20 protein-coding genes and 2 tRNA genes are annotated in these 20,981 nt (G+C 69.7%); 11 read left to right on the top strand and 11 right to left on the bottom strand.

Annotated elements, in window-relative coordinates:
- Nucleotides 1-197: 197 nt before the first annotated feature.
- Nucleotides 198-542: a DUF6344 domain-containing protein gene (locus ABZ478_RS13070; protein WP_359548229.1), complete on the bottom strand. Its 345-nt coding sequence runs from the start codon at nt 540-542 to the stop codon at nt 198-200.
- Between the two features lie 349 nt (nt 543-891).
- Here ABZ478_RS13070 and ABZ478_RS13065 point away from each other — a divergent pair, with 349 nt between their 5' ends.
- Together ABZ478_RS13065 and ABZ478_RS13060 are read left to right on the top strand one after the other, a co-directional pair.
- Nucleotides 892-1,020 (top strand): DLW-39 family protein, encoded by a 129-nt coding sequence (locus ABZ478_RS13065; protein WP_003999697.1) that lies wholly within the window; start codon nt 892-894, stop codon nt 1,018-1,020.
- Between the two features lie 396 nt (nt 1,021-1,416).
- Nucleotides 1,417-2,694 carry a hypothetical protein gene (locus ABZ478_RS13060; protein ID WP_359548227.1) on the top strand — a complete coding sequence of 426 codons (1,278 nt, stop codon included), beginning with the start codon at nt 1,417-1,419 and terminating at the stop codon, nt 2,692-2,694.
- Here ABZ478_RS13060 and ABZ478_RS13055 read toward each other — a convergent pair.
- Nucleotides 2,658-4,187 carry a protein kinase gene (locus ABZ478_RS13055; protein WP_359548226.1) on the bottom strand — a complete coding sequence of 510 codons (1,530 nt, stop codon included), beginning with the start codon at nt 4,185-4,187 and terminating at the stop codon, nt 2,658-2,660. The genes ABZ478_RS13060 and ABZ478_RS13055 overlap by 37 nt on opposite strands.
- 139 nt (nt 4,188-4,326) lie before the next feature.
- Complete coding sequence (locus ABZ478_RS13050; RefSeq protein ID WP_359548223.1) at nt 4,327-4,875, bottom strand: DNA-binding protein; 549 nt, start codon at nt 4,873-4,875, stop codon at nt 4,327-4,329.
- Between the two features lie 183 nt (nt 4,876-5,058).
- Here ABZ478_RS13050 and ABZ478_RS13045 point away from each other — a divergent pair.
- A tRNA-Ala gene (locus ABZ478_RS13045) sits at nt 5,059-5,131 on the top strand.
- A 150-nt stretch (nt 5,132-5,281) separates the two neighbouring features.
- Here the strand turns inward: ABZ478_RS13045 and ABZ478_RS13040 are convergent.
- Nucleotides 5,282-5,974: a DUF5324 family protein gene (locus tag ABZ478_RS13040; protein WP_359548221.1), complete on the bottom strand. Its 693-nt coding sequence runs from the start codon at nt 5,972-5,974 to the stop codon at nt 5,282-5,284.
- A 241-nt stretch (nt 5,975-6,215) separates the two neighbouring features.
- Here ABZ478_RS13040 and ABZ478_RS13035 point away from each other — a divergent pair, with 241 nt between their 5' ends.
- Nucleotides 6,216-6,749 (top strand): peptidylprolyl isomerase, encoded by a 534-nt coding sequence (locus tag ABZ478_RS13035; protein WP_359548219.1) that lies wholly within the window; start codon nt 6,216-6,218, stop codon nt 6,747-6,749.
- A 120-nt stretch (nt 6,750-6,869) separates the two neighbouring features.
- Entirely contained in the window at nt 6,870-7,757 is an 888-nt protein-coding gene (locus tag ABZ478_RS13030; RefSeq protein ID WP_359548216.1) for a rhomboid family intramembrane serine protease, read from the top strand.
- A 261-nt stretch (nt 7,758-8,018) separates the two neighbouring features.
- Here ABZ478_RS13030 and crgA read toward each other — a convergent pair whose 3' ends face one another.
- On the bottom strand, nt 8,019-8,273 hold the full coding sequence (gene crgA, locus ABZ478_RS13025) for a cell division protein CrgA (protein WP_143630171.1): 255 nt from the start codon (nt 8,271-8,273) through the stop codon (nt 8,019-8,021).
- A gap of 140 nt (nt 8,274-8,413) precedes the next feature.
- Between crgA and ABZ478_RS13020 the strand changes: the two genes are divergently transcribed.
- The 5 genes from ABZ478_RS13020 to ABZ478_RS13000 all read left to right on the top strand — a co-directional run bounded on the left by ABZ478_RS13020 (nt 8,414) and on the right by ABZ478_RS13000 (nt 12,043).
- Nucleotides 8,414-9,202: a DUF881 domain-containing protein gene (locus ABZ478_RS13020; RefSeq protein ID WP_359548214.1), complete on the top strand. Its 789-nt coding sequence runs from the start codon at nt 8,414-8,416 to the stop codon at nt 9,200-9,202.
- A 223-nt stretch (nt 9,203-9,425) separates the two neighbouring features.
- Nucleotides 9,426-9,587 (top strand): hypothetical protein, encoded by a 162-nt coding sequence (locus tag ABZ478_RS13015; protein WP_359548212.1) that lies wholly within the window; start codon nt 9,426-9,428, stop codon nt 9,585-9,587.
- Entirely contained in the window at nt 9,584-10,222 is a 639-nt protein-coding gene (locus ABZ478_RS13010) for an aminodeoxychorismate/anthranilate synthase component II (protein ID WP_359548210.1), read from the top strand. The genes ABZ478_RS13015 and ABZ478_RS13010 overlap by 4 nt, the downstream gene beginning before the upstream one ends.
- Nucleotides 10,219-11,277: a class E sortase gene (locus ABZ478_RS13005; protein ID WP_359548209.1), complete on the top strand. Its 1,059-nt coding sequence runs from the start codon at nt 10,219-10,221 to the stop codon at nt 11,275-11,277. Before ABZ478_RS13010 ends, ABZ478_RS13005 begins: the two co-directional genes overlap by 4 nt.
- A 13-nt stretch (nt 11,278-11,290) precedes the next feature.
- Nucleotides 11,291-12,043 (top strand): class E sortase, encoded by a 753-nt coding sequence (locus tag ABZ478_RS13000; protein ID WP_359548208.1) that lies wholly within the window; start codon nt 11,291-11,293, stop codon nt 12,041-12,043.
- Nucleotides 12,044-12,217: 174 nt separating this feature from the next.
- Here ABZ478_RS13000 and pknB read toward each other — a convergent pair whose 3' ends face one another.
- From pknB to ABZ478_RS12970, 6 genes are all read right to left on the bottom strand, one after another.
- Nucleotides 12,218-14,221: a Stk1 family PASTA domain-containing Ser/Thr kinase gene (gene pknB, locus ABZ478_RS12995; protein ID WP_359548206.1), complete on the bottom strand. Its 2,004-nt coding sequence runs from the start codon at nt 14,219-14,221 to the stop codon at nt 12,218-12,220.
- Nucleotides 14,222-14,394: 173 nt separating this feature from the next.
- Nucleotides 14,395-15,873 (bottom strand): penicillin-binding transpeptidase domain-containing protein, encoded by a 1,479-nt coding sequence (locus ABZ478_RS12990; protein ID WP_359548204.1) that lies wholly within the window; start codon nt 15,871-15,873, stop codon nt 14,395-14,397.
- Nucleotides 15,870-17,312 (bottom strand): FtsW/RodA/SpoVE family cell cycle protein, encoded by a 1,443-nt coding sequence (locus tag ABZ478_RS12985; RefSeq protein WP_359548203.1) that lies wholly within the window; start codon nt 17,310-17,312, stop codon nt 15,870-15,872. The genes ABZ478_RS12990 and ABZ478_RS12985 overlap by 4 nt, the downstream gene beginning before the upstream one ends.
- A 27-nt stretch (nt 17,313-17,339) precedes the next feature.
- On the bottom strand, nt 17,340-18,926 hold the full coding sequence (locus tag ABZ478_RS12980; RefSeq protein WP_359548201.1) for a Stp1/IreP family PP2C-type Ser/Thr phosphatase: 1,587 nt from the start codon (nt 18,924-18,926) through the stop codon (nt 17,340-17,342).
- An 89-nt stretch (nt 18,927-19,015) separates the two neighbouring features.
- Nucleotides 19,016-19,531: an FHA domain-containing protein gene (locus ABZ478_RS12975; RefSeq protein WP_359548199.1), complete on the bottom strand. Its 516-nt coding sequence runs from the start codon at nt 19,529-19,531 to the stop codon at nt 19,016-19,018.
- 10 nt (nt 19,532-19,541) lie between these two features.
- A complete protein-coding gene (locus ABZ478_RS12970; RefSeq protein WP_358929587.1) occupies nt 19,542-20,396 on the bottom strand; it encodes a DUF3662 and FHA domain-containing protein in 855 nt (284 codons plus the stop codon).
- Nucleotides 20,397-20,806: 410 nt separating this feature from the next.
- On the opposite strand from ABZ478_RS12970, the gene ABZ478_RS12965 reads away from it, so the two are divergent.
- Nucleotides 20,807-20,890 (top strand) — tRNA-Leu (locus tag ABZ478_RS12965).
- Nucleotides 20,891-20,981: the final 91 nt, after the last annotated feature.

The raw sequence follows: 20,981 nt of genomic DNA, 5'->3' as shown, positions 1-20,981 counted from the left end.
CCGGGCAGCACGAGGTCCGAGACCCTGGGCATCCGCCCAGGCTACGACCTCGAGGGGGACCTGACGACCCGGTACCGACGTCCCTGAACAGCGCGAGACCCCCGGCCGAGCCCGGCCGGGGGTCTGTCCGTGTCGACTGATGCGTACGCAAGTCGCCCTGATGTCGAAACGTCTGCGTTCTCAGTACTGCGGAGGCTTCAGCAGTTAAGCGGGTCCGTGGACTGAAGGCCCGGGTCCGTCTCCGCTTCCGTCTCGGTGAGGGGGCTGTGCCGGCAACTGGGGGACTTTCCGTGGGCCTCGGCCCGGATCCGCTGCTTCATCGTGGGGGGCAGGGCCCTGGCATGGGACCGGGTCCAGAGATTCGCCATGGGGCTCGTCGGGACGATCCGTTGCGCGACGCTGTCCTGCGGCGTCTCGGTCTGGGGTGCGGCCGCCGCTGCGGTGGCGGTGGTCGCGGTGACGAGTCCGAGCGCCGTGCACAGCGCGAGGAAGGCGGTGACGATGGCGGTCCACAGCTGCACGACCTTGTTGTTCCCGGTCATGGCCCCTCACTTTCAGGTTGGGCGGTTTGCGTACTTTCCTCATGATGTGTATGAGCGTCGCGATGTGGTGGACCTGAAGCCGTGGCGCGTCGATGTTCTGATCAACACCACTCGGATGGACGTAATAGCTCCGGAAATCTCCTGGAACCGGGCGAGGTCGAGCGAAACACCGGCAAAAGTGACGGCCCGTGGGGGTGTGATCACCCTCCGGCCATGGCGGTGCCGGCCTGCCCTATCGCGCGTCCGGGGACGGGAGTTGGGGCCCGACGCAGATCACCGATCGATATCGGCCGGTGTGTATAGTCGGGCGCCAGAGGTCCCCTACGTCAAGGAAAGACGAGGTCGCGCGGTGAAGAAGCTGCTCCTGGTCGCACTGGCCGCCATCGGCGGGCTCCTCGTGTACCGCCAGATCCAGGCGGATCGCGCCGAGCAGGACCTGTGGACGGAGGCGACCGACTCCGTGCCCACGGGTTCCTGAGTACCGATTCAGAATCTGATCAGACCCCGGCCGCCTTGCGGTCGGGGTTTTGTGTTGTCCGGGTCGGCGCGGGCCTCGGCGGCCCTCACGTCCTCTTCTTCGACCATCCGGTCCTCTTAACCGATTGTCCGGTGGTCCTATGGCTCGTGTTGCGGGTTCGTGAGACGTGGTGTACGCCTCGCCGGACGGGCCGGAGGCACCGGAGCCGCCGGCACCGGAGACTCGGACGGCCGTGCGGATTCCCCGGATGGCCCAGGGGTGCCCGGGGCAGGATGAGCCACGGCCGGATGCGCGGCGCGGAACGAGAGGGAGCGGCACGTGCGGGGGCGAGAGCGTAGGACGTGGTGGCGGCGGGGCGACGGACGGCCGATGGGCCCCGCGGCCCGGACGGGCATCGTGACGGCCGCACTGTGCGCCGTGGCCGCGCTGCCGGGCGGGTTCGCCGCGGCGGCCGGGGCCCAGGACCCGTACGCCTTCGACCCGGCCGGCCGGGCCGTCACGGGAGCCACCGGCACCGCCGGCGCGCCGCGGCTGGAGCCGGGCCGTACCTACCGCGACTCCCTTGCGGGGAGCGGCTCGCTCACCTACCGCCTCGACCTCACCGCCGCCGAGTCGGCGTACGCCCCGGTCACCGCCGTCCCTCCGGCGGGCACCACCGGCAACGCCACCGACGGCATCCGGGTGTCCCTGGAGGACGCGCGCGGCACCCGCTGCTCCACCGCCTCCGCGCTCTTCGGGGCAGGCCTCAGCGCCCGCCCCGTGACCGCACTCGGACAACGGCAGGCCGGGCGCTCACTGTGCCAGGGAGCCGGAACCTACTACCTGCGTGTCGAACGCCTGAGTGCCGGCGGCTCCGCGGACGACACGGCGTCCCCGGCACCGCGCTGGGACCTGGAGATCGCACCCGTCACCGAACCCGGTCTCGCCGCCGCCGGGCCCACCACCGCTCCCCCGGACCAGGACTCCGCCTCCCCCGAGCCCCTCACCGGCGCCCCCCGGGACCGCACCGGCGGCGCCGGATTCACCTCCGCCCGCCCCCTGGGCCAGGGCGTCTGGCGGACCGGCATCACACCCGGCGCCACCCTCTTCTACAAGGTCCCGGTCGACTGGGGCCGCCGGATGCACGCCGTCGCCGACCTCGACGCCTCCACGAGCGGCCACGGCTATGTCGGCGGCGCCCTCAACCTCTCGCTGTACAGCCCCGTGCGCGGATACGTCGACGGCGCCTCCCTCGGTTACACCGGCACCCACAGGTCCACGGTCCTCGACCCGCTGCCGCCCGTGGAGTACGCCAACCGGTACGCCGTCCTCACCGGGCAGAACACGGTGCGCTTCGCCGGCGACTACTACCTCGTGCTGCACCTCAGCGAGAAGATGGCCGACACCTTCGGGACGGGGCCGTTCCACGTGACGCTGCGGGTGCGGGTCGGCGGACAGGCCCACCCCGGGCCGCGGTACGCCGGGCGACCGGAACCGGGGGACGTCTTCACGGTCACCGAACAGGACCGCCGGGCCGCGGCGACCGGCGACACCGGGGGCGGCGGCACCGCGATGAAGGCCCTCGCGGCCGGCGGCATCGGCACCGGGACCGCGCTGCTGCTGGTGCTGGGCGGGTGGACCCTGGCGGCCCGGCGGGCTCAGACGCGGGCCAGCGCCCAGAACCCCACGGCGTAGCAGGCCAGCGCCAGCAGCAGGATCGGGATCGCCGCCTTCGCCGGGGGCCCGGGACGCCGGATCGCCCGGCGGGCCCGGCGGCCGCGCCCCGACGCGCGCCTGGCCGGTGAACCGGCGGGAGGCACGGCTGTGGCACCGGCCGGCCGGCCGAGTGGGGGGACACGCGGGTCCTGGGCGGTGTACGCGGCGGTGGAGGCATCGGTGCGCGTCCACGGGACCGGGGGCGCGGAGGCCGCCGGGACCGCCGGGGCCTTCGGGGCCACAGGGGTCTCCGGCGCGGGGTGCGGCCCGGCGTGGAACCCGGGGGAGGGCTCAGGACGGTGTGCCGGGGTGTGCGGGGCGCGGGCGGCGGGCTTGGTGACGGGCGTCGGCGCCTGCCCGGCCGGATGCCCGTCGTGCCGGGCCACCGGGGGCGCCGCCTGCTCCGCATACCGGGCGTACGGCTGCGGGCTCGGCGTCGGCTGCGGGGGCGGAAGGTGGAAGCTGCCGGTGTCCGACATCGAGCCGGTGACGGAGTGTTCCGCCCCTGCACTCCCCGTGCCGACACCATCGGCACCGGTACGGGTGTCCGTGGCCGTGGGCGCTGGCCGGCCTCGTACCCCGGAGGCCGGTTTCAGCGGACCCTCGGGCCCGAACCCGGACGGCAAAGGCCCCAGTTGATCGAATATCTCGATCAACTCGTCGTCCACGCCCGGCTCCGGGAGAAGCTCCACGGCGGAGGCGAGCGCCTTGCGCGCTCCCGTGGCCGTGCGGAAACGGGCCGCCGGATCGGGCTGGAGCAGAGTGGCGACGATCTGCCAGACCGGCTCCGGAACTCCCCTGGGCGCGCCGGGCGTTCCATGTTCCGCGAAGTACCGCACCAGCGCCTTGGCATCCGGCTTGGCACCCTCGAGCAGATACAGGGCGACCAGACCCACCGCGAACAGATCGGCGGGGAAATCCGGTTCGGAGCCCAGCAGTTGCTCGGGCGCCAGATAACCCGGCGTACCCACCACGAGATTGGTCTCCGTCAGGCGCGGCTCGCCGAACCGCATGGCGATGCCGAAGTCGGACAGCCGCAGCCGTGGCCGGCCGGTTCCGGTCGCCTCGAGCAGCACGTTGGCGGGCTTGATGTCGCGGTGCACGACGCCTTCCGCGTGCACCGCGGCGAGCCCCGACAGAAGCTGGTCCAGCAGGGTGCACACGAAGCCCGGCGGAAGCGGGCCGTAGTCACCGACAAGATGGACCAGCGAGCCGCCCCCGACCAGATCCATGGTGAACAGGACCTTGTCGTCGTCGGCCGCCCAGCTGGCCGGAGCGAGGACATGCGGATGGTCGATACGCAGGGCCTGCTCGCGTACGAAGCGCAGCAGTGAGTGGGCGTCGCTCTGCTGGAGCACCTTGGCGGCCACATAGCGCCGGCGCCGGTGGTCCCAGGCACGCCAGACGGCACCCACACCGCCACGCCCGATCGGGTCGGCCAGTTCGTACCGGCCGGCGAAGACCTCACCCATGACAGTCCGCCGCTCCTCCCCCCAGCCCCCTCGATGAAAGACACCACCCCGGCCCCCACCGGAAAACGGTCATTCCCGCACCCCCCCGAACACACCCCTGGCCCGGTCCCGGACCCCCTCCGAGGACCGGGCCGCGGGATCAGTTCTGGTGGGACTGGTAGTGCGCGACCGCGTCGGAAGTGCGGCCCGCCCCGTAGACCCGGAGGAACTCTGCCAGCTCCGGGTGGGTCCGGGCGAGGCTGTCGGCGGCCTCGATTATGTCGCCGGCGGCGGCCACCGAGCGCAGCAGCGACTGGATCTCCCGCACCACGCGCTTCACCGTCGGCGCACCGGAACTGTTCGTCGTATGCGTGGTGTTGCTCAGCACCGAACCCCCCTGGGACTTCTTGATCTGGTCCATCCGCTCGGTCGCCTCGGCCGCGCTGACGCTGCCGTCCGCGACCTGGGCCGCCAGCTCCTGCAGCAGCTGCACCCGCTGGACCACGGCGGGATTGCCGATCTTCGCGCGCTGGCCGCTCATCAGCTGCGACAGCATCGGAGCCGACAGCCCCAGCACCGCCGCGAGCCGGGCCTGGTTGAGCCCGAGATCGTCGATGAGCTTACGGAACAGCGCCCCCAACGGCTCTCCGTACCAGTTCCGCTGCAGCTCCCGCGCTCTCGCGGTGGCTTCCTGCTGTGCGGCGTCCATTGCGTCTCCCCATCGCTTCCCCTGAAACCGCGGTTCGCTGTAGCGAACCACGTCGAGCATCTTACGGAGAGTGGTCATTCGCCGGGACCCCCAATCTTTTTGCGGAATACGGGGGGTGACCCGGTACTCTGGTCCCCGGCGCCCGCCCGGGACGTGGTTCCTCCGGCCGGACGCTTCCTTTCCGGGGCCTTAGCTCAGTTGGTAGAGCGCCGTCTTTGCATGGCGGATGTCAGGGGTTCGACTCCCCTAGGCTCCACCTGGAAAAGCCCTCCGAACTGCGAGAACGCAGCTACGGAGGGCTTCTTCGTCGGCTTCTTCGGCCGTTTCACGTGAAACGGACCAGGGGCGGACGACCATCGCGTCGTCCGCCCCGCATCCGTGGCCAGGAGGGTGAGATACCCCGGCCTCAATCCTTGTCGTCGCGGTCGGCGGCCTCGTCCTGCTTCGCCCGGACCTCGGGATCCAGAACCGCGGAGCCACTGCCGTCCACCGAGCCCAGGCCCGACTCCGGCACCTCGGTCGCGGCGGGCGGCTCCACCAGCCAGTCGGGGTTGGCCTGCTTGTCCCACCACTTCCAGGCCGCGAACGCACCCCCCGCCACCAGGCCGGCCAGCGCCAGCACCTTCATGGCACGGCCGGCCCTGTGACGGCGCTCGTTCTTGCGCGCGAGCTTCCGGATCTCCTCGGCCGTGACCTGGCCGCGCAGCGCGGCCAGCGCGGCGGCACCCCGCGTGGCGGCCTCGTCGGCCACCGGCGCGGCCGCGGCCACCGCCTGCTCGATCCTCGGACGTGAGTACTCGGCCGCCTGCCGGGCAGCCTTACGGGTGCGGACGGCGGCCTCGTGTGCGGCCATGTCCACCTTCGGCGGGACATGCGCACGGGCCTGCTCCAGACGTGGGGCGAGCCGGGCGTCGTACTGCTCGCGGGCCTGTTCGGCGGCCTGCGACACCACGGGCGCCAGCCGTACGCGTGCCTCTTGCGCGTAATACGCGGCACGCTCCTTGGCCGTGTCGGCGTAGGGCGCCACCACTTCCGCGGCGTGCAGCACGCTGTCCTTCGCCGAGCCGGTCGCGGCGCGCACGCTTTCAATGCGGGTCACGGGTTCCTCCTCCTCGGTGGCGTACGGTAATTCGACTTTCCACCCTTTTACGGATCATGCCTCCCGGGAGCCGGTGCGGCATGCGAGGGCGGGCATATGGGTGCAACAGGGGCTTGTCGACGACACTGCCACGAATCGTCGCCGCGCGCTCCCTCTCCGCGGAACTCGCCACGGCCGGGCGCCGCCCGACCCCGACCGTGCGAGGATCGGGGGGTTACACGAGGACAACGGAAGGCACACCGTGGCCGAGCAGCTCTACGCCACCCTGAAGACCAACCACGGCGACATCGAGGTACGGCTGTTCCCGAACCACGCGCCGAAGACCGTCAGGAACTTCGTCGAACTCGCACAGGGCGAGCGTGAGTGGACGCACCCGGGCACCGGCACCGTGAGCACCGACCGGCTCTACGACGGCACGGTCTTCCACCGGGTGATCAGCGGCTTCATGATCCAGGGCGGCGACCCGCTGGGCAGCGGCATCGGCGGCCCCGGCTACGAGTTCGAGGACGAGTTCCACCCGGACCTCTCCTTCAACAAGCCCTACCTGCTCGCCATGGCCAACGCCGGCCCGGGCACCAACGGCTCGCAGTTCTTCATCACCGTCTCCCCGACGACCTGGCTGAACCGCAAGCACACCATCTTCGGCGAGGTCAGCGGCCCGGCCGGCCAGAAGGTGGTGGACGCCATCGCCGCCCTGCCCACCACCAAGCCGAACGACCGGCCCGTCAACGACGTCGTCATCGAGTCGGTCGTCGTCGAGATGCGCGAAAGCTGAGCGCGGGCGCGCTCATGCCCCCCGAGCCGTCGCAGGGAACCAAACGCCCCGCTCGTCCGTAAGGAAAAGCGGGGCGGGGTAGTGCCCGGGGGAAGGCCCACGATCAGCAAGGGGTTGCTCATGGACCACGCCGCAGACCGCACGCACGACGCCCGGAGCGTGCCCGTGTGCTACCGGCACCCGGACCGCGAGACCGGCGTGCACTGCACCCGCTGCGAGCGCCCCATCTGCCCCGAGTGCATGGTCAGCGCCTCGGTCGGCTTCCAGTGCCCCGAATGCGTCCGCGCCGGCTCGGGCACCGGCCACTCCCCGGCTGCCTCCCGCCCGCGCACCGTCGCGGGGGGCTCGGTGACGGTGGACCCCCGACTGGTCACCAAGATCCTCATCGGGATCAACCTGGCGCTCTACCTGGTCCAGATGGCGGTGGGCGACAGCTTCACCGACCGGTTCGACCTGGTCGCCCGTGTCCAGTTCGCCCCGTTCGGCGCCCTCGAGGGGGTGGCCGAAGGACAGTACTACCGCCTGCTGACCTCGATGTTCCTGCACGGCGGCTATGTGCACATCCTGTTCAACATGCTCAGCCTGTGGTGGATCGGCGGCCCCCTGGAGGCCGCCCTCGGCCGCGCCCGGTACCTGGCCCTGTACTTCGTCTCGGGCCTGGCCGGAAGCGCGCTCAGCTACCTCATCGCCGCTCCCAACCAGCCCTCGCTCGGCGCCTCGGGCGCGATCTTCGGGCTCTTCGGGGCCACGGCGGTGCTGATGCGCCGGCTCAACTACGACATGCGCCCGGTCATCGCCCTGCTGGTGATCAACCTGATCATCACCTTCGGCTGGGGCGGCATCGCCTGGCAGGCGCACATCGGCGGCCTGATCGCCGGTGTCGTCACCGGGTACGCCATGGTGCACGCCCCGCGTGAGCGGCGGTCGCTGATCCAGTACGGCACGTGTGCGCTCGTACTGGCCGTGGTGGTGGTCCTCGTGCTGGTCAGAACCGCTCAGCTCACCTGACGTCGAACCGTTGTCCACAGTGTGTGCCGAATCTTGTGCATACTGTGCGGCCACAGCTGCGCCCCCTGCCACTCGGATGTGTTTCCGCAGGTGGGGCAGGGGGCGAACGGTTGTCCGGGGACCAGTAGGGCAGTCACACCGGCGTCAACGGCCGATGGGTTATCCACAGATCGTAGTCTTTTCCCCAGGGAGGGTGTGGACGACGACGGATTCTGTGGATAACTCAGTGAACAGCCCTGGGCAGAGCCGGCCTGGAGCAGGCTACTTCCACTGCGTGGAGACACCGAAACCGGCGGCGATGAAGCCGAAACCGACCACGATGTTCCAGTTGTCCAGACTGTCGATCGGCAGCGAGCCGTCCGTGACGTAGAAGACGACGATCCATGCCAGGCCGATGAGGAACATGGCCAGCATGACCGGCGCGACCCAGGCGCGGTTGGTGAGCTTGATGGCCTGCCCCTGCTTCGCGGGCGGGGGCGTGTAGTCGGCCTTCTTGCGGATACGTGACTTCGGCACGAGGGTCTCTCCTGTCGATGCGCTGCGTGGCCGCGCAGGTAACTGGGTCGGTCCGGGGCAGCGTACAAGGGGACACTTAGCGCTCCCCCGGGCGTCCGTTAGCGTAGTGCTTCCGCGGCGCCGAAGGAGATAAGGGTACGTTGAGCAATTCTGCCGACTCCCCCGGGACGGGATCAACGGGTTCCGGCCCAGTTCGTTCGTTGCGCCTGCGTCCGGCGCGGATTCTCACGGTGGCCGTGTTCGCGCTGGCCGGCCTGATCTTCTTCACCAGCTTCAACACGGCCAAGGGCACCGACATCCGGCAGGACGCATCCCTGCTCAAGCTGTCCGACCTGATCCAGGAGCGCAGCCACAAGAACAAGCAGCTGGACGAGTCCAACGCGGCCCTGCGGGGCAACGTGGAGTCGCTCGCCGAGGGTGACGACGGCAGCACCAGGGCTCAGGACGAGAAGCTGAGCGGCCTGGAGAGGAGCGCGGGCACCCAGCAGGTCAAGGGCAGCGCGATCACCGTCACCCTCAACGACGCCCCGCCGAACGCCACCGCCAAGCTCCCCGGCTACCCCGAGCCGCAGCCCGACTACCTGGTCATCCACCAGCAGGACCTGCAGGCCGTGGTGAACGCGCTGTGGCAGGGCGGGGCCAAGGGCATCAAGGTCATGGACCAGCGGCTGATCTCCACCAGCGCGGTGCGCTGCGTCGGCAACACCCTGATCCTCCAGGGCCGCGTCTACTCACCGCCGTACAAGATCACCGCGGTGGGCGACCCGGAGCGGCTGCAGCAGTCGCTCGCCGCGAGCAAGGCGATCCAGACGTACATGGTGTACGTCAACGTCTACGGTCTCGGCTGGAAGGTCACGCAGGACGGGACGGTGACGCTGCCGGGCTACTCGGGCACCGTGGATCTGCACTACGCGAAGCCGGTGCAGTAGCCACCCACTGGCGGGCCGCCGGGGCGCGGCCCCCGTGAAACCGCCACGGCCGGCGTTGAGGTGATCGGCCCCCGGTCACGTACGTCCGGGTACACGCGTCCGGACGGGTCCCCCGCACTGACCACGCAGCCCGCCGAGTCAGGCCGACCAAGGGCTCCACGCCGTTAGTCTGGTGCCGTACGGCGTGGGTTACCGATGCCGTGGCGAGACGGGAAGGGACGGCATGTACGGCTGGATCTGGCGGCATCTGCCGGGGAACGTGTGGGTGAGGGCGCTGGTCTCGCTCGTCCTGGTCATGGCCGTGGTCTATGTCCTCTTCCAGTACGTCTTCCCCTGGGCCGAACCGCTGCTGCCCTTCAACGATGTGACGGTGGACAACCAGTGAGCGCGCGGATTCTCGTCGTCGACAACTACGACAGCTTCGTCTTCAACCTGGTCCAGTACCTGTACCAGCTGGGTGCCGAGTGCGAGGTGCTGCGCAACGACGAGGTCTCGACCGCGCACGCTCAGGACGGCTTCGACGGCGTGCTGCTCTCGCCGGGACCGGGCACCCCGGAGCAGGCGGGCGTGTGCGTGGACATGGTCCGGCACTGCGCGGCGACCGGTGTCCCCGTCTTCGGGGTGTGCCTGGGCATGCAGTCGATGCAGGTGGCGTACGGCGGAGTGGTGGACCGGGCGCCGGAGCTGCTGCACGGCAAGACCTCGCTGGTGGAGCACAGGGGCCGGGGCGTCTTCGCCGGGCTGCCCTCGCCGTTCACGGCGACCCGCTACCACTCGCTGGCGGCGGAGCCCGCGACAGTCCCGGACGAGCTGGAGGTCACGGCCCGCACCCACGACGGCATCATCATGGGCCTGCGGCACCGTGAACTCCCGGTGGAGGGTGTGCAGTTCCATCCCGAGTCGGTGCTGACCGAGCACGGGCACCGGATGCTGGCCAACTGGCTGGTGGAGTGCGGCGACGAGGGCGCGGTGGCGAGGTCGGCGGGGCTCGCCCCGGTGGTGGGCAGGGCCACGGCGTGACCGCGCTGCGCCCGGAGCGCGAGACCGATGCCTCGTACGGGGATCAGTCGTACGAGGCTTCCGGCGCGCTTGGGGACTGGCACGTGACGGGGCCGGCGCCGGGGGAGCCGTACCGGGCCGCCCTGGACGACGAGACGATGGCGCTGCGGCTCCCCGATCCGGCGCACGGCCCCGAGAGCGGGTCTGCGCGCGTCTCAGGAGCCTCTTCCGCCCCTTCGGCCTCTGGACCCCCGGAGGGGGGACGGGCGGCCCGCAGGAAGGCCGCCAAGCGGCGCGGTGGGCGGCACGGCGGATCGCACCGGGAGGCCGCGGCCCCGGCGGACGCAGCGGGCGGCCGGCCGCTGTCCCGTGTGGAGGCCCGGCGGCAGGCGCGGCTGCGCAAGCCGGGCCCGGGTGTCATCGCGAGCCGGGCGATCGGTGAGGTGTTCATCACCACCGGTGTGCTGATGCTGCTGTTCGTCACCTACCAGCTGTGGTGGACGAACGTCCGCGCGCACGCGCAGGCGGGCAGTGAGACGCATCAGCTGCAGGACGACTGGGCGAGCGGCAAGCGGGCTCCGGGGGTGTTCGAACCGGGGCAGGGCTTCGCGATACTCCACATTCCCAAGCTGGACGTGGTGGCGCCGGTCGCCGAGGGCGTCAGCAACAAGAAGGTGCTCGACAAGGGGATGGTCGGGCACTACGGCGAGGGCCCGCTGAAGACGGCGATGCCGGACGCGAAGACGGGCAACTTCGGCCTGGCGGCGCACCGCAACACGCACGGTGAGCCGTTCCGGTACATCAACAGGCTGTCACCGGGTGACCCGGTCGTGGTCGAGACGCAGGACACGTACTTCGTGTACAAGGTGACCTCGATGCTTCCGGTGACTCCGCCGTCCAACACCAGCGTTCTGAATCCGGTGCCCAAGGGTTCGGGATTCACCGGGCCGGGCCGCTACATCACCCTCACCACCTGTACGCCGGAGTTCACCAGCAAGTACCGGCTGATCGTCTGGGGCAAGATGATCGAGGAACGCCCGCGCAGCAAGGGCAAGCCGGACGCGCTCATCGAGTAGGGGCAACAAGACTGTGGCAGCGACCGCCGACGACACCGAAGACCACACGGACGCGTCCGGCGCGACGCCCGTCCCGGGCCGCCGCGGCCCCGGCCGGGTCGCGCTGGCGGTCAGCTTCCTCGGTGAACTGCTCATCACCGCCGGCGTGGTGATGGGACTGTTCGTCGTCTACTCCCTGTGGTGGACGAACGTCATAGCGGACCGCAAGGCCGACCGGCAGGCCGACCGGGTCCGCGACCACTGGGCCCAGTCCACCGACACGGGTCCCGGCGCGCTGGACACCAAGGACGGCATCGGCTTCCTGCACGTCCCGGCGATGCGGAACGGCGCGGTGCTGGTGGAGAAGGGCACCGACGAGGACATCCTCAACGACGGTGTGGCCGGCTACTACACGGACCCCGCCAAGGCCGTGCTGCCCACCACCGGGAAGAAGGGCAACTTCACCCTCGCCGCCCACCGGGACGGCCACGGCGCGAAGTTCCACAACATCGACAAGCTGAAGGACGGCGACCCGATCGTCTTCGAGACGAAGGACGACTGGTACGTCTACAAGGTCTACTCGATCCTCCCGGAGACCTCGAAGTACAACGTCGAGGTCCTCTCCCAGATCCCCGAGGAGTCCGGCAAAAAGAAGCCGGGCCACTACATCACCCTGACGACCTGCACCCCCGTCTACACCTCCCGCTACCGGTACGTGGTGTGGGGCGAACTGGTCCGCGTGGACAAGGTCGACAGCAAGCGGACGCCGCCGGCGGAACTGGGGTGAGGTGACCGGCCTTCTTTGAGGAGTGAGGTTCTTGAAGGACCTCAGTTCGTCGCCGGTCAGCAGGCGGTAACCGGTGGTCTCCAGCTCCGGGCGGTAGTCCGAGACGATGACGGTTCGAAACGAGTGGGCCCCTGCCGGACGGTTCCGGCAGGGGCCCACTCGTTGTGTCAGGCGTCAGCCTCCGGCGCCGCCGAAGAAGTTGGTGCCGCCGTTGTTGCCGCCGTTGTTGCCGTTCTGGCCGCCGACGGTGACCAGGTCGACGCGCGAGCCCCGCTGGACGGTGCTGCCCTGGCCCGGGTTCGCCGTGAAGACGATCGCGTTGTCGTCCTGCGAGCCGGTGACGTTGCCGACTTGCAGGCCGTTCTGCTCCAGCAGCTTCCTGGCCTCCTTGAGCGTCAGGCTCTGGACGTTCGGGACCTGCACCTGCTGGTTCTGCGCCTTGCCGACGTTGATGGCCACCGGGGTGTTCTTGGCGACCTCGCTGCCCGCCGTCGGGGTGGTCGAGAGGACCTTGCCGTCGTCGTCGGGGTTGTCGGTGGGGGTGTCGTTGCAGGTGGCGTTCGGGGCCAGGCCCTTCGACTGCAGTTCGGCCTTGGCCTCGTCACAGGTCTTGCCGGTGACGTCCGGGACCGCGACCTTCTCCTCGGCCTTGGCGACCGTGAGGACGATGGTCGAGCCCTTCTGCCGGCTGCTGCCGCCGTCCGGGTCCTGCTTGGTGACCACGTCGGGCGTCTGGCTGGACACCTCGGTCTTCTTCTCGACCTGGAAGCCCTTCTTCGTCAGCTGGGCCTCGGCCTGGTCGAACTGGATGCCGAGCACGTCCGGGACGGTGACCTTGGGCGCGCCGGTGGACACCACCAGCTTGATGGTGTCGCCCTTCTTGACGTCCGAACCCGGCGTCGGGTTCTGCTCGCAGACGTTGCCCTTCGGCTGAGCCTCGCAGGGCTTGCGCGTGGGCGCCGCCAGTTGCAGGCCCCGGTTCTCGGCCATCTTCTGGGCCGTGCCGTAGCTGTTGCCGACGAAGTTCGGGGCGCCGAAGGTGTCGCCCTCGCCGTCGTGCCCGTTGAAGATGTACTGCCCGATGAGGATCGCGCCCACCAGCACCAGGATGCCCGCGACCACGAGGAGGATCGTCGAGGAGTTGTTCTTCTTCTGCTGGCGTCGGCGGTCCGGGCGCTCGTCGTAGCCGTAGCCTCCGTCGTCCGGGTTCATCGGCGGGAGCATGGTGGTCGCTCCCGCGCCCGCGTCCGAGCGCAGCGCCGTCGTCGGCTGGTCGTCGGGGTAGCCGCCGTAGCCCGCCGCGCCCACGGCGCCCATCGCGGCCGTGGCGGCGACCGGCTGGCCGTCGAGGCACGCCTCGATGTCGGCGCGCATCTCGTCGGCGGACTGGTAGCGGTAGTTCGGGTCCTTGACCAGTGCCTTCAGGACGATGGCGTCCATCTCGGGCGTGATCTCGGGGTCGAAGACGGAGGGGGCCTGCGGTTCCTCGCGGACGTGCTGGTAGGCCACGGCCACGGGGGAGTCGCCGACGAAGGGCGGGCGGACCGTGAGCAGCTCGTAGAGGAGGCAGCCGGTCGAGTAGAGGTCCGAGCGGGCGTCGACCTGCTCGCCCTTGGCCTGCTCCGGGGAGAGGTACTGGGCCGTGCCGATGACCGCTGCGGTCTGGGTCATGGTCATGCCGGAGTCGCCCATGGCCCGGGCGATGCCGAAGTCCATCACCTTGACCTGGCCGTTGCGGGTCAGCATGACGTTGGCCGGCTTGATGTCACGGTGGACGATGCCGGCCCGGTGCGAGTACTCCAGGGCCTGGAGGATGCCGATGGTCATCTCCAGCGTGCGCTCCGGCAGCAGCTTGCGGCCGGAGTGAAGGAGCTCGCGGAGCGTGGAGCCGTCGACGTACTCCATGACGATGTACGGGATCGAGACCCCGTCGATGTAGTCCTCGCCCGTGTCGTAGACCGCGACGATCGCGGGATGGTTGAGCGAGGCGGCCGACTGGGCCTCCCGGCGGAACCGGGCCTGGAAGGACGGGTCGCGCGCGAGGTCCGCGCGCAGCGTCTTCACCGCCACGGTGCGGCCGAGGCGGGTGTCATGCGCGAGGTAGACCTCCGCCATGCCACCACGACCGAGCACCTGGCCCAGTTCGTACCGGCCGCCGAGGCGACGCGGCTCTTCCATAGCTACCTACCAGCCCTCTCCGTCGGTCCCGGCCGCGCACGTGTCGTGTGCGGCCGGAGGCTGCCGTCCGGGCCTACCGTACCCGGCTCGCTCCGTGTGCCCTGGCCAAGCCCGGAACCCGATACAGGACCGGTATCGCAACGTGCAACGATGTGAAGGGGACGTGAGCGGGTTCACTTCTTGGAGTTGATGACCGCCTCCATGACGCTCTTCGCGATGGGGGCGGCCAGGCCGCCGCCGGAGATGTCGTCACGGTTGGCGTTCTCGTCCTCGACCACCACGGCCACGGCGACCGGCGAGCTGTTGTCGCTGAGCTTGGCGTATGAGATGAACCACGCGTAGGGGTTGGCGCTGTTCGCGACGCCGTGCTGGGCGGTACCGGTCTTGCCGCCGACGGTCACTCCGCCGCCGATCTGTGCCTTCTGGCCCGTACCGCTCTTGACGACCGTCTCCATCATCGACTGCAGGATCTGGGCGTTCTGCGGAGACAGCGGCCGGCTCAGCTCCTCGGGGTCGGTCTTGGCGACCGGGTCGAGGTTGGAGGACTGCAGCTCGTCGACCATGTACGGCTTCATCAGCTTGCCGTCGTTGGCGACCGCGGAGGCGACCATGGCCATCTGCAGCGGGGTGGCGGCGGTGTTGTACTGGCCGATGGAGGACAGCGCGGTCTGCGACGGGTTCATGTCGTCGGAGAACACCGAGGCGCTGGAGCGGACCGGGGTGAACTGCTCGGCGTCGAAGCCGAACTTCTTCGCCTCGTCCAGCATCTTTTCGTTGCCGAGGTCGGCGCCGATCTTGCCGAAGACGGTGTTGCAGGACACCCGCAGCGCCTCGCGCATGTTGGCGTCCTTGCAGGGGATGTTGCCCTCGTTCTTCAGCTCGGTGGTCGTGCCCTTCATGATGTAGGGCAGCGGTGAGTCGGTCTTCTCGTCGGCCGACTTGTACAGCCCGTTCTCCAGCGCGGCCGCCGCGGTGACCACCTTGAAGGTGGAGCCCGGCGGGTAGGTCTCGCGCAGTGCCCGGTTGAGCGCCGGGTCGGCCGGGTTGTTCTTCTTCAGGATCTTGTTCCAGGCCTTGGAGTCCTTGTCCGTGTTGCCCGCGAAGCTCGAGGGGTCGTAGGACGGGTAGGACGCGAGGGCGAGGATCTTTCCGGTGGAGGGCTCGAGGGCCACCACGGCGCCCTTGCCGCCCCGGGCGGTCAGGCCGTCGTACGCGGCTTTCTGCGCGGCGGCGTTGAGGGTGGTGACGACGTTGCCGCCCTGCTGGTCCTTGCCGGTGATCATGTCGAGGGTCTTGCGGAAGAAGAGCCGGTCGTCGTTGCCGGTGAGGATGCCGTCCTCGATGTTCTCCAGCTGGTTGGCGCCGAAGGCCTGTGAGGAGTAGCCGGTGACCGGGGCCCACATGGCCCCGTTCTTGTAGGTGCGCTTGTACTTGAAGTCGCCGCTCTTGGCCTCGACCGACCCGGTTATGGGGTCGCCGTCGACGACGATGTCGCCCCGCGGGTTGGCGTACCGCTCGATGGCGACCCGGCGGTTGGCCGTGTCGGTGCGCAGCTGGTCGGCCTTGACGTACTGGAGCCAGTTGTCGCGGATCAGCAGGGCCAGAACGAGCAGGCCGCAGAAGATCGCGATCCGGCGCAGGGGCTTGTTCATGACGGGCGGACCACCTGGGTCATCTCGGCGTCGGGGTTGGCGGCGGGGGCGGGTGCCGGGCGGCGCGCGGTGTCGCTGATGCGGATCAGGATGGCGATCAGCGCCCAGTTGGCCAGCACGGAAGAACCGCCGTACGCGAGGAACGGCATTGTCATACCGGTCAGCGGGATGAGGCTCATCACGCCGCCGGCCACGACGAACACCTGGAGCGCGAAGGCGCCGGACAGCCCGACGGCCAGCAGCTTGCCGAACGGGTCGCGTGCGGCGAGGGCGGTGCGCACGCCGCGCTCGACGATCAGGCCGTAGATCAGCAGGATCGCCATGACGCCGGCCAGGCCCAGCTCCTCACCGAAGGTGGCGAGGATGAAGTCGGAGTTGGCGGCGAACTTGATCAGGTCGGAGTGGCCCTGGCCCCAGCCCGTGCCGAGGGTGCCGCCGGAGCCGAACGCCCACAGCGCCTGCATGGACTGCTCGGTGTGGCCGCCCACACCCTGCTGACTGAGCTTGTACTCGCGCAGCGGGTTGAGCCAGGCCTGCACACGGGTCTGGATATGCGGTTCGAAGCTCGCCACGCCGACGGCGCCGACCGCGGACATCAGCAGACCGAAGACGATCCAGCTGGTCCGCTCGGTGGCGACGTACAGCATGATGACGAACATTCCGAAGAACAGCAGCGAGGTGCCGAGGTCGGTCTCGAAGACGAGGATGAGGATCGAGATCGCCCAGACGACCAGGATGGGTCCGAGGTCACGACCGCGCGGCAGGTACAGGCCCATGACGCGACGGCTGGCAAGAGCGAGTGCGTCGCGCTTCACCATCAGGTACCCGGCGAAGAAGATGGCGAGGACGATCTTCGCGAACTCTCCGGGCTGCAGCGAGCCCAGGCCGGGAACCCTGATCCAGATCTTCGCGCCGTAGATGTTGGCCCCGAGGCCGGGCACCAGCGGGAGGATGAGCAGGATCAGGGCGCCGAACATGGAGATGTAGGTGTAGCGCTGCAGGACACGGTGGTCCTTCAGGAAGAACAGCACGGCGACGAACATGGCGATGCCCAGCGCCGTGTACAGCAGCTGGCGCGGCGCGGCCGTGACGAAATTGGGCAACGATTGGAGCAGCTTCGACTGGTCCAGCCGCCAGATGCACACCAGTCCGAGGCCGTTCAGCAGAGTGGCCAGGGGCAGCAGCAGCGGGTCGGCGTAAGCGGCGAACTTCCGCACTGCCAAGTGGGCGACGCCGGCCATCAGGCCGAGGCCCAAGCCGTAGCTCAGCAGGCCGGCCGGGACCGAACCGTCGATGGCGAGGCCCACGTTGGCATAGGCGAACACCGGGATGATCACCGCGAAGACCAGCAGGGCCAGTTCCGTGTTGCGGCGGCTCGGTGCGCCGATGGCGCCGATCGTGGACGTGTGGTGCGTCGGTGTGTTCGAAGTACTGCTCATCGTGTGACAGGGCCTCTCACGGCGTGCTTACTGCTTGCCGCACTGATCGACGACCTTCTGCTCATTCTCGGAGAGGCTCGGGCCGGGGCTGGGCTTGGCGGTCGGGGACTTCGAGGGGGACGACGGGGACTTCGACGACGCCGACGGGTTCGGCGTGGGTGATGCCTTCGACGTGAAGGAGGCCGGGTTGGTTCCCGTGGTGCCTCCGGCCTCGCCCTCGCCGGTCTTGGCGTTCTTCTCGGTCTCGGCGGCCGCGCGCTCCGCCTGCTTGCGGCACGCGGAGGCCTGCACGGACAGGGCGTCGATCTTCGCCCGGGCCTGGTCCAGGCCGCCTGCCGTGATCGTGTTCTTGACCTGCTTCTGCTGGTAGGGCGGCAGGTACTTGAGTTCGATCTCGGGGTGGTCCTTCTCCACCTTGGACAGCGACACCCAGGCCAGGTCCTGGCTGATGCCGCGGTACAGGGCGACGTGCTCGCCGTTGGTGCCGACGTAGTACTGGGTCTGCGTCCAGCGGTAGCCGCCGTACGCGCCGCCGCCGATGACGGCGAGGGCGAGGACGCTGTAGAACGATCTCTTCAGCCACCTGCGGTTCTTGCGCGGCTTGGTGAAGTCCTCGTCGGTGTAGTCCCCGTAGCCGTCGGTGGGGACGTAGCCGGTGGTGTCGCCGGAGCCGGGCGGGCCGAACTCGCCGCCGCCCCCGGGGTGGCCCTGACGGCCCAGGTGGGAGGCGCGGCCGGCCGGGGTCTGCATGATGCCGTTGTCGTGCAGGTGGTGCTGGTTCTCGGCGACGGCGCCGACCACGACCGGGGTGTCGGACAGCTGCCCGGCGAGGGTGTCGCCGGTGTCCAGGTCGAGTACGTCGGCGATGATGACGGTGATGTTGTCCGGGCCGCCGCCGCGCAGTGCGAGCTGGATCAGCTCCTGCACGGTCTCCTGCGGGCCCTGGTAGCTGGCGAGGGTCTCCTCCATCGTCTGGTGGGAGACGACGCCGGACAGGCCGTCGGAGCAGATCAGGTAGCGGTCGCCGGCCCGGACCTCGCGGATGGACAGGTCGGGCTCGACGTGGTCGCCGCTGCCGAGGGCGCGCATCAGCAGGGAGCGCTGCGGGTGGGTGGTGGCCTCTTCCTCGGTGATGCGGCCCTCGTCGACGAGCCGCTGCACCCAGGTGTGGTCCTGGGTGATCTGGGTCAGCACGCCGTCGCGCAGCAGGTACGCGCGCGAGTCGCCGACGTGCACCAGACCGAGTCGCTGTCCGGTCCACAGCAGGGCGGTGAGCGTGGTGCCCATGCCCTCGAGCTGCGGGTCCTCCTCGACCATGGCGCGCAGCTGGTCGTTGGCGCGCTGCACGGCGTGGCTGAGGGAGGTGAGGATGTCGGAGCCGGGAACGTCGTCGTCGAGCGTGACCAGGGTGGAGATGACCTCGGAGGAGGCGACCTCGCCGGCCGCCTGGCCGCCCATGCCGTCGGCGATCGCGAGCAGGCGGGGACCGGCGTAACCGGAGTCCTCGTTGCCCTCCCGGATCATGCCCTTGTGCGATCCGGCGGCGAAGCGCAGTGACAGACTCATGCGCACCTCGCCCGTCGGCTCCGGGTACAGCCGGTCGTGTCGAGCCACACTGCCCACCCTCCGGTCGGGAGCGCGCCGGAGACCGGGGTGCGGCCTGCCGCTGCGTGCTCGCTCCGCTCGCGCTCACTCATGACGTACTACTTCCGCAGCTCGATGACGGTTTTGCCGATGCGGATCGGCGCGCCCAGCGGGATCGGCGTGGGGGTCGTCAGCCGGGACCGGTCCAGGTAGGTGCCGTTGGTGGAGCCGAGGTCCTCGACGATCCACTGGCCGTCGCGGTCCGGGTAGATCCTGGCATGGCGGCTGGAGGCGTAGTCGTCGTCCAGCACGATCGTCGAGTCGTGCGCCCGGCCCAGGGTGATGGTCTGGCCCTGCAGCGCGACGGTGGTGCCGGTGAGGGTGCCCTCGGACACGACCAGCTTGGTGGGGGCGTTGCGGCCGCGTCGGCCGCCGCCCTGCTGGCCGCGCTGCGGCGGGGGCGCGGACTGCTGCCGGGCGGCCTGCTGTGGCCGTGCCGCCTCCCTGCGCGCTCCGCGCTGGGTGACGCGTGTACCGAACAGGTCACTCCGGATGACCTGCACGGCCACGATCACGAACAGCCACAGTACGGCCAGGAAACCCAGCCGCATGACCGTGAGGGTCAGCTCTGACATTGCCCCCGCTTCACCCTTCGGCTTGCCGGTAAATGATGGTGGTGCTGCCCACGACGATCCGCGAGCCGTCGCGGAGCGTAGCGCGGGTGGTGTGCTGCCCGTCCACCACGATGCCGTTGGTGGAGCCGAGATCCTGGATCGTCGAGGGCGTTCCGGTCCGGATCTCACAGTGCCGGCGGGAGACGCCGGGGTCGTCGATCCGCACGTCGGCCTCGGTGCTGCGGCCCAGCACCAGGGTCGGGCGGGAGATCTGGTGGCGGTTGCCGTTGATCTCGATCCAGTAGCGGGTGCGTCCGCCGCTCATGGGCGCGGCCGCGGGCCGCTGGGTGGCGGGCTGCGGGTATCCGTAGCCGCCGGGGCGGGTGCCGGGAGGCGGTGCGGACGGCATGGGGGGCGCTCCGGCGGGAGCGGCGGGCGGGTAGCCGTAGCCGCCGCCCTGAGCGGGGCCGGGGCGTCCGGCGGGCGGGGCGGGAGGCGCCTGCTGGCTGCTGGAGGAGGCCAGGGTGCGGCTGCGCACCCGGTACAGGCCGGTGTCCAGGTCGTCGGCCTTCTCCAGGTTGACCTTGATCGGGCCCATGAAGGTGTAGCGCTGCTGCTTGGCGTAGTCGCGGACCATGCCGGCCAGCTCGTCGCCGAGCTGTCCGGAGTAGGGGCTGAGGCGCTCGTGGTCCGGCGCGCTCAGCTCCACGATGAAGTCGTTGGGTACGACCGTGCGGTCGCGGTTCCAGATGGTGGCGTTGTTGTCGCACTCCCGCTGGAGCGCGCCGGCGATCTCCACGGGCTGGACCTCGGACTTGAAGACCTTGGCGAAGGTGCCGTTGACCAGACCTTCGAGACGCTGCTCGAACTTCTTCAGGACTCCCATGGGGCACCTCCTCCGTCGCTGCCGTTCTGCCTTGCCCTGCTCTGTGCCTGCGGGCCGCTGTTCCGCCCGTACTGCTCACTGATCGTATCTACGCGTCCGGCAATCAGCCGGTTCCCCCAGCGGCTCCCCTTCGAACTCCTGCAGACAAGGATCGTAGAGGCGGGCAAGGACCAGTGTCCCGCACCTGGCTGTGGACCTGGCCCGCCTCCTGGACAGATGGCCGGGACCGGTACGAGGTTGATACGTGAACAGGCTCTCCCTGATACGTGGCCGCCGCCTGCGCCTGCGCTCTCTCCCTACCCGGCCGGGCGGCAGGTAAGGGATGTGAATCCACCCTGCACGGCGTGCTAATGTTCTGGATGTCGGAAGGGGCCGCGCCGAAAGGGACGGAGCCGGAAGACACACCCAATGCGCGGGTGGCGGAATAGGCAGACGCGCTGGATTCAGGTTCCAGTGCCCGCAAGGGCGTGGGGGTTCAACTCCCCCCTCGCGCACACAGAGGCTACGGGCTCATCGTGAAAACGGTGGGCCCGTAGTCGTTTTGGCGTGGCTTCTCTGTGAGGAAGCTCTCAGGGGTGCCGACGG

It is taken from the genome of Streptomyces sp. NPDC005706, assembly GCF_040631045.1.
In the GTDB taxonomy this organism is placed as follows: Bacteria; Actinomycetota; Actinomycetes; order Streptomycetales; family Streptomycetaceae; genus Streptomyces.
This window is presented reverse-complemented; position numbering and strand designations above follow the sequence as displayed.

Coding starts and splice junctions, on each gene's coding strand:
- ABZ478_RS13055 (WP_359548226.1), bottom strand. CDS start 4,187: ATGGGTGAGGTCTTCGCCGGCCGGTACGAACTGGCCGACCCGATCGGG.
- pknB (WP_359548206.1), bottom strand. CDS start 14,221: ATGGAAGAGCCGCGTCGCCTCGGCGGCCGGTACGAACTGGGCCAGGTG.
- ABZ478_RS12975 (WP_359548199.1), bottom strand. CDS start 19,531: ATGTCAGAGCTGACCCTCACGGTCATGCGGCTGGGTTTCCTGGCCGTA.
- ABZ478_RS12990 (WP_359548204.1), bottom strand. CDS start 15,873: ATGAACAAGCCCCTGCGCCGGATCGCGATCTTCTGCGGCCTGCTCGTT.
- ABZ478_RS12970 (WP_358929587.1), bottom strand. CDS start 20,396: ATGGGAGTCCTGAAGAAGTTCGAGCAGCGTCTCGAAGGTCTGGTCAAC.
- ABZ478_RS13015 (WP_359548212.1), top strand. CDS start 9,426: ATGTACGGCTGGATCTGGCGGCATCTGCCGGGGAACGTGTGGGTGAGG.
- ABZ478_RS13030 (WP_359548216.1), top strand. CDS start 6,870: ATGGACCACGCCGCAGACCGCACGCACGACGCCCGGAGCGTGCCCGTG.
- ABZ478_RS13050 (WP_359548223.1), bottom strand. CDS start 4,875: ATGGACGCCGCACAGCAGGAAGCCACCGCGAGAGCGCGGGAGCTGCAG.
- ABZ478_RS12985 (WP_359548203.1), bottom strand. CDS start 17,312: ATGAGCAGTACTTCGAACACACCGACGCACCACACGTCCACGATCGGC.
- ABZ478_RS13070 (WP_359548229.1), bottom strand. CDS start 542: ATGACCGGGAACAACAAGGTCGTGCAGCTGTGGACCGCCATCGTCACC.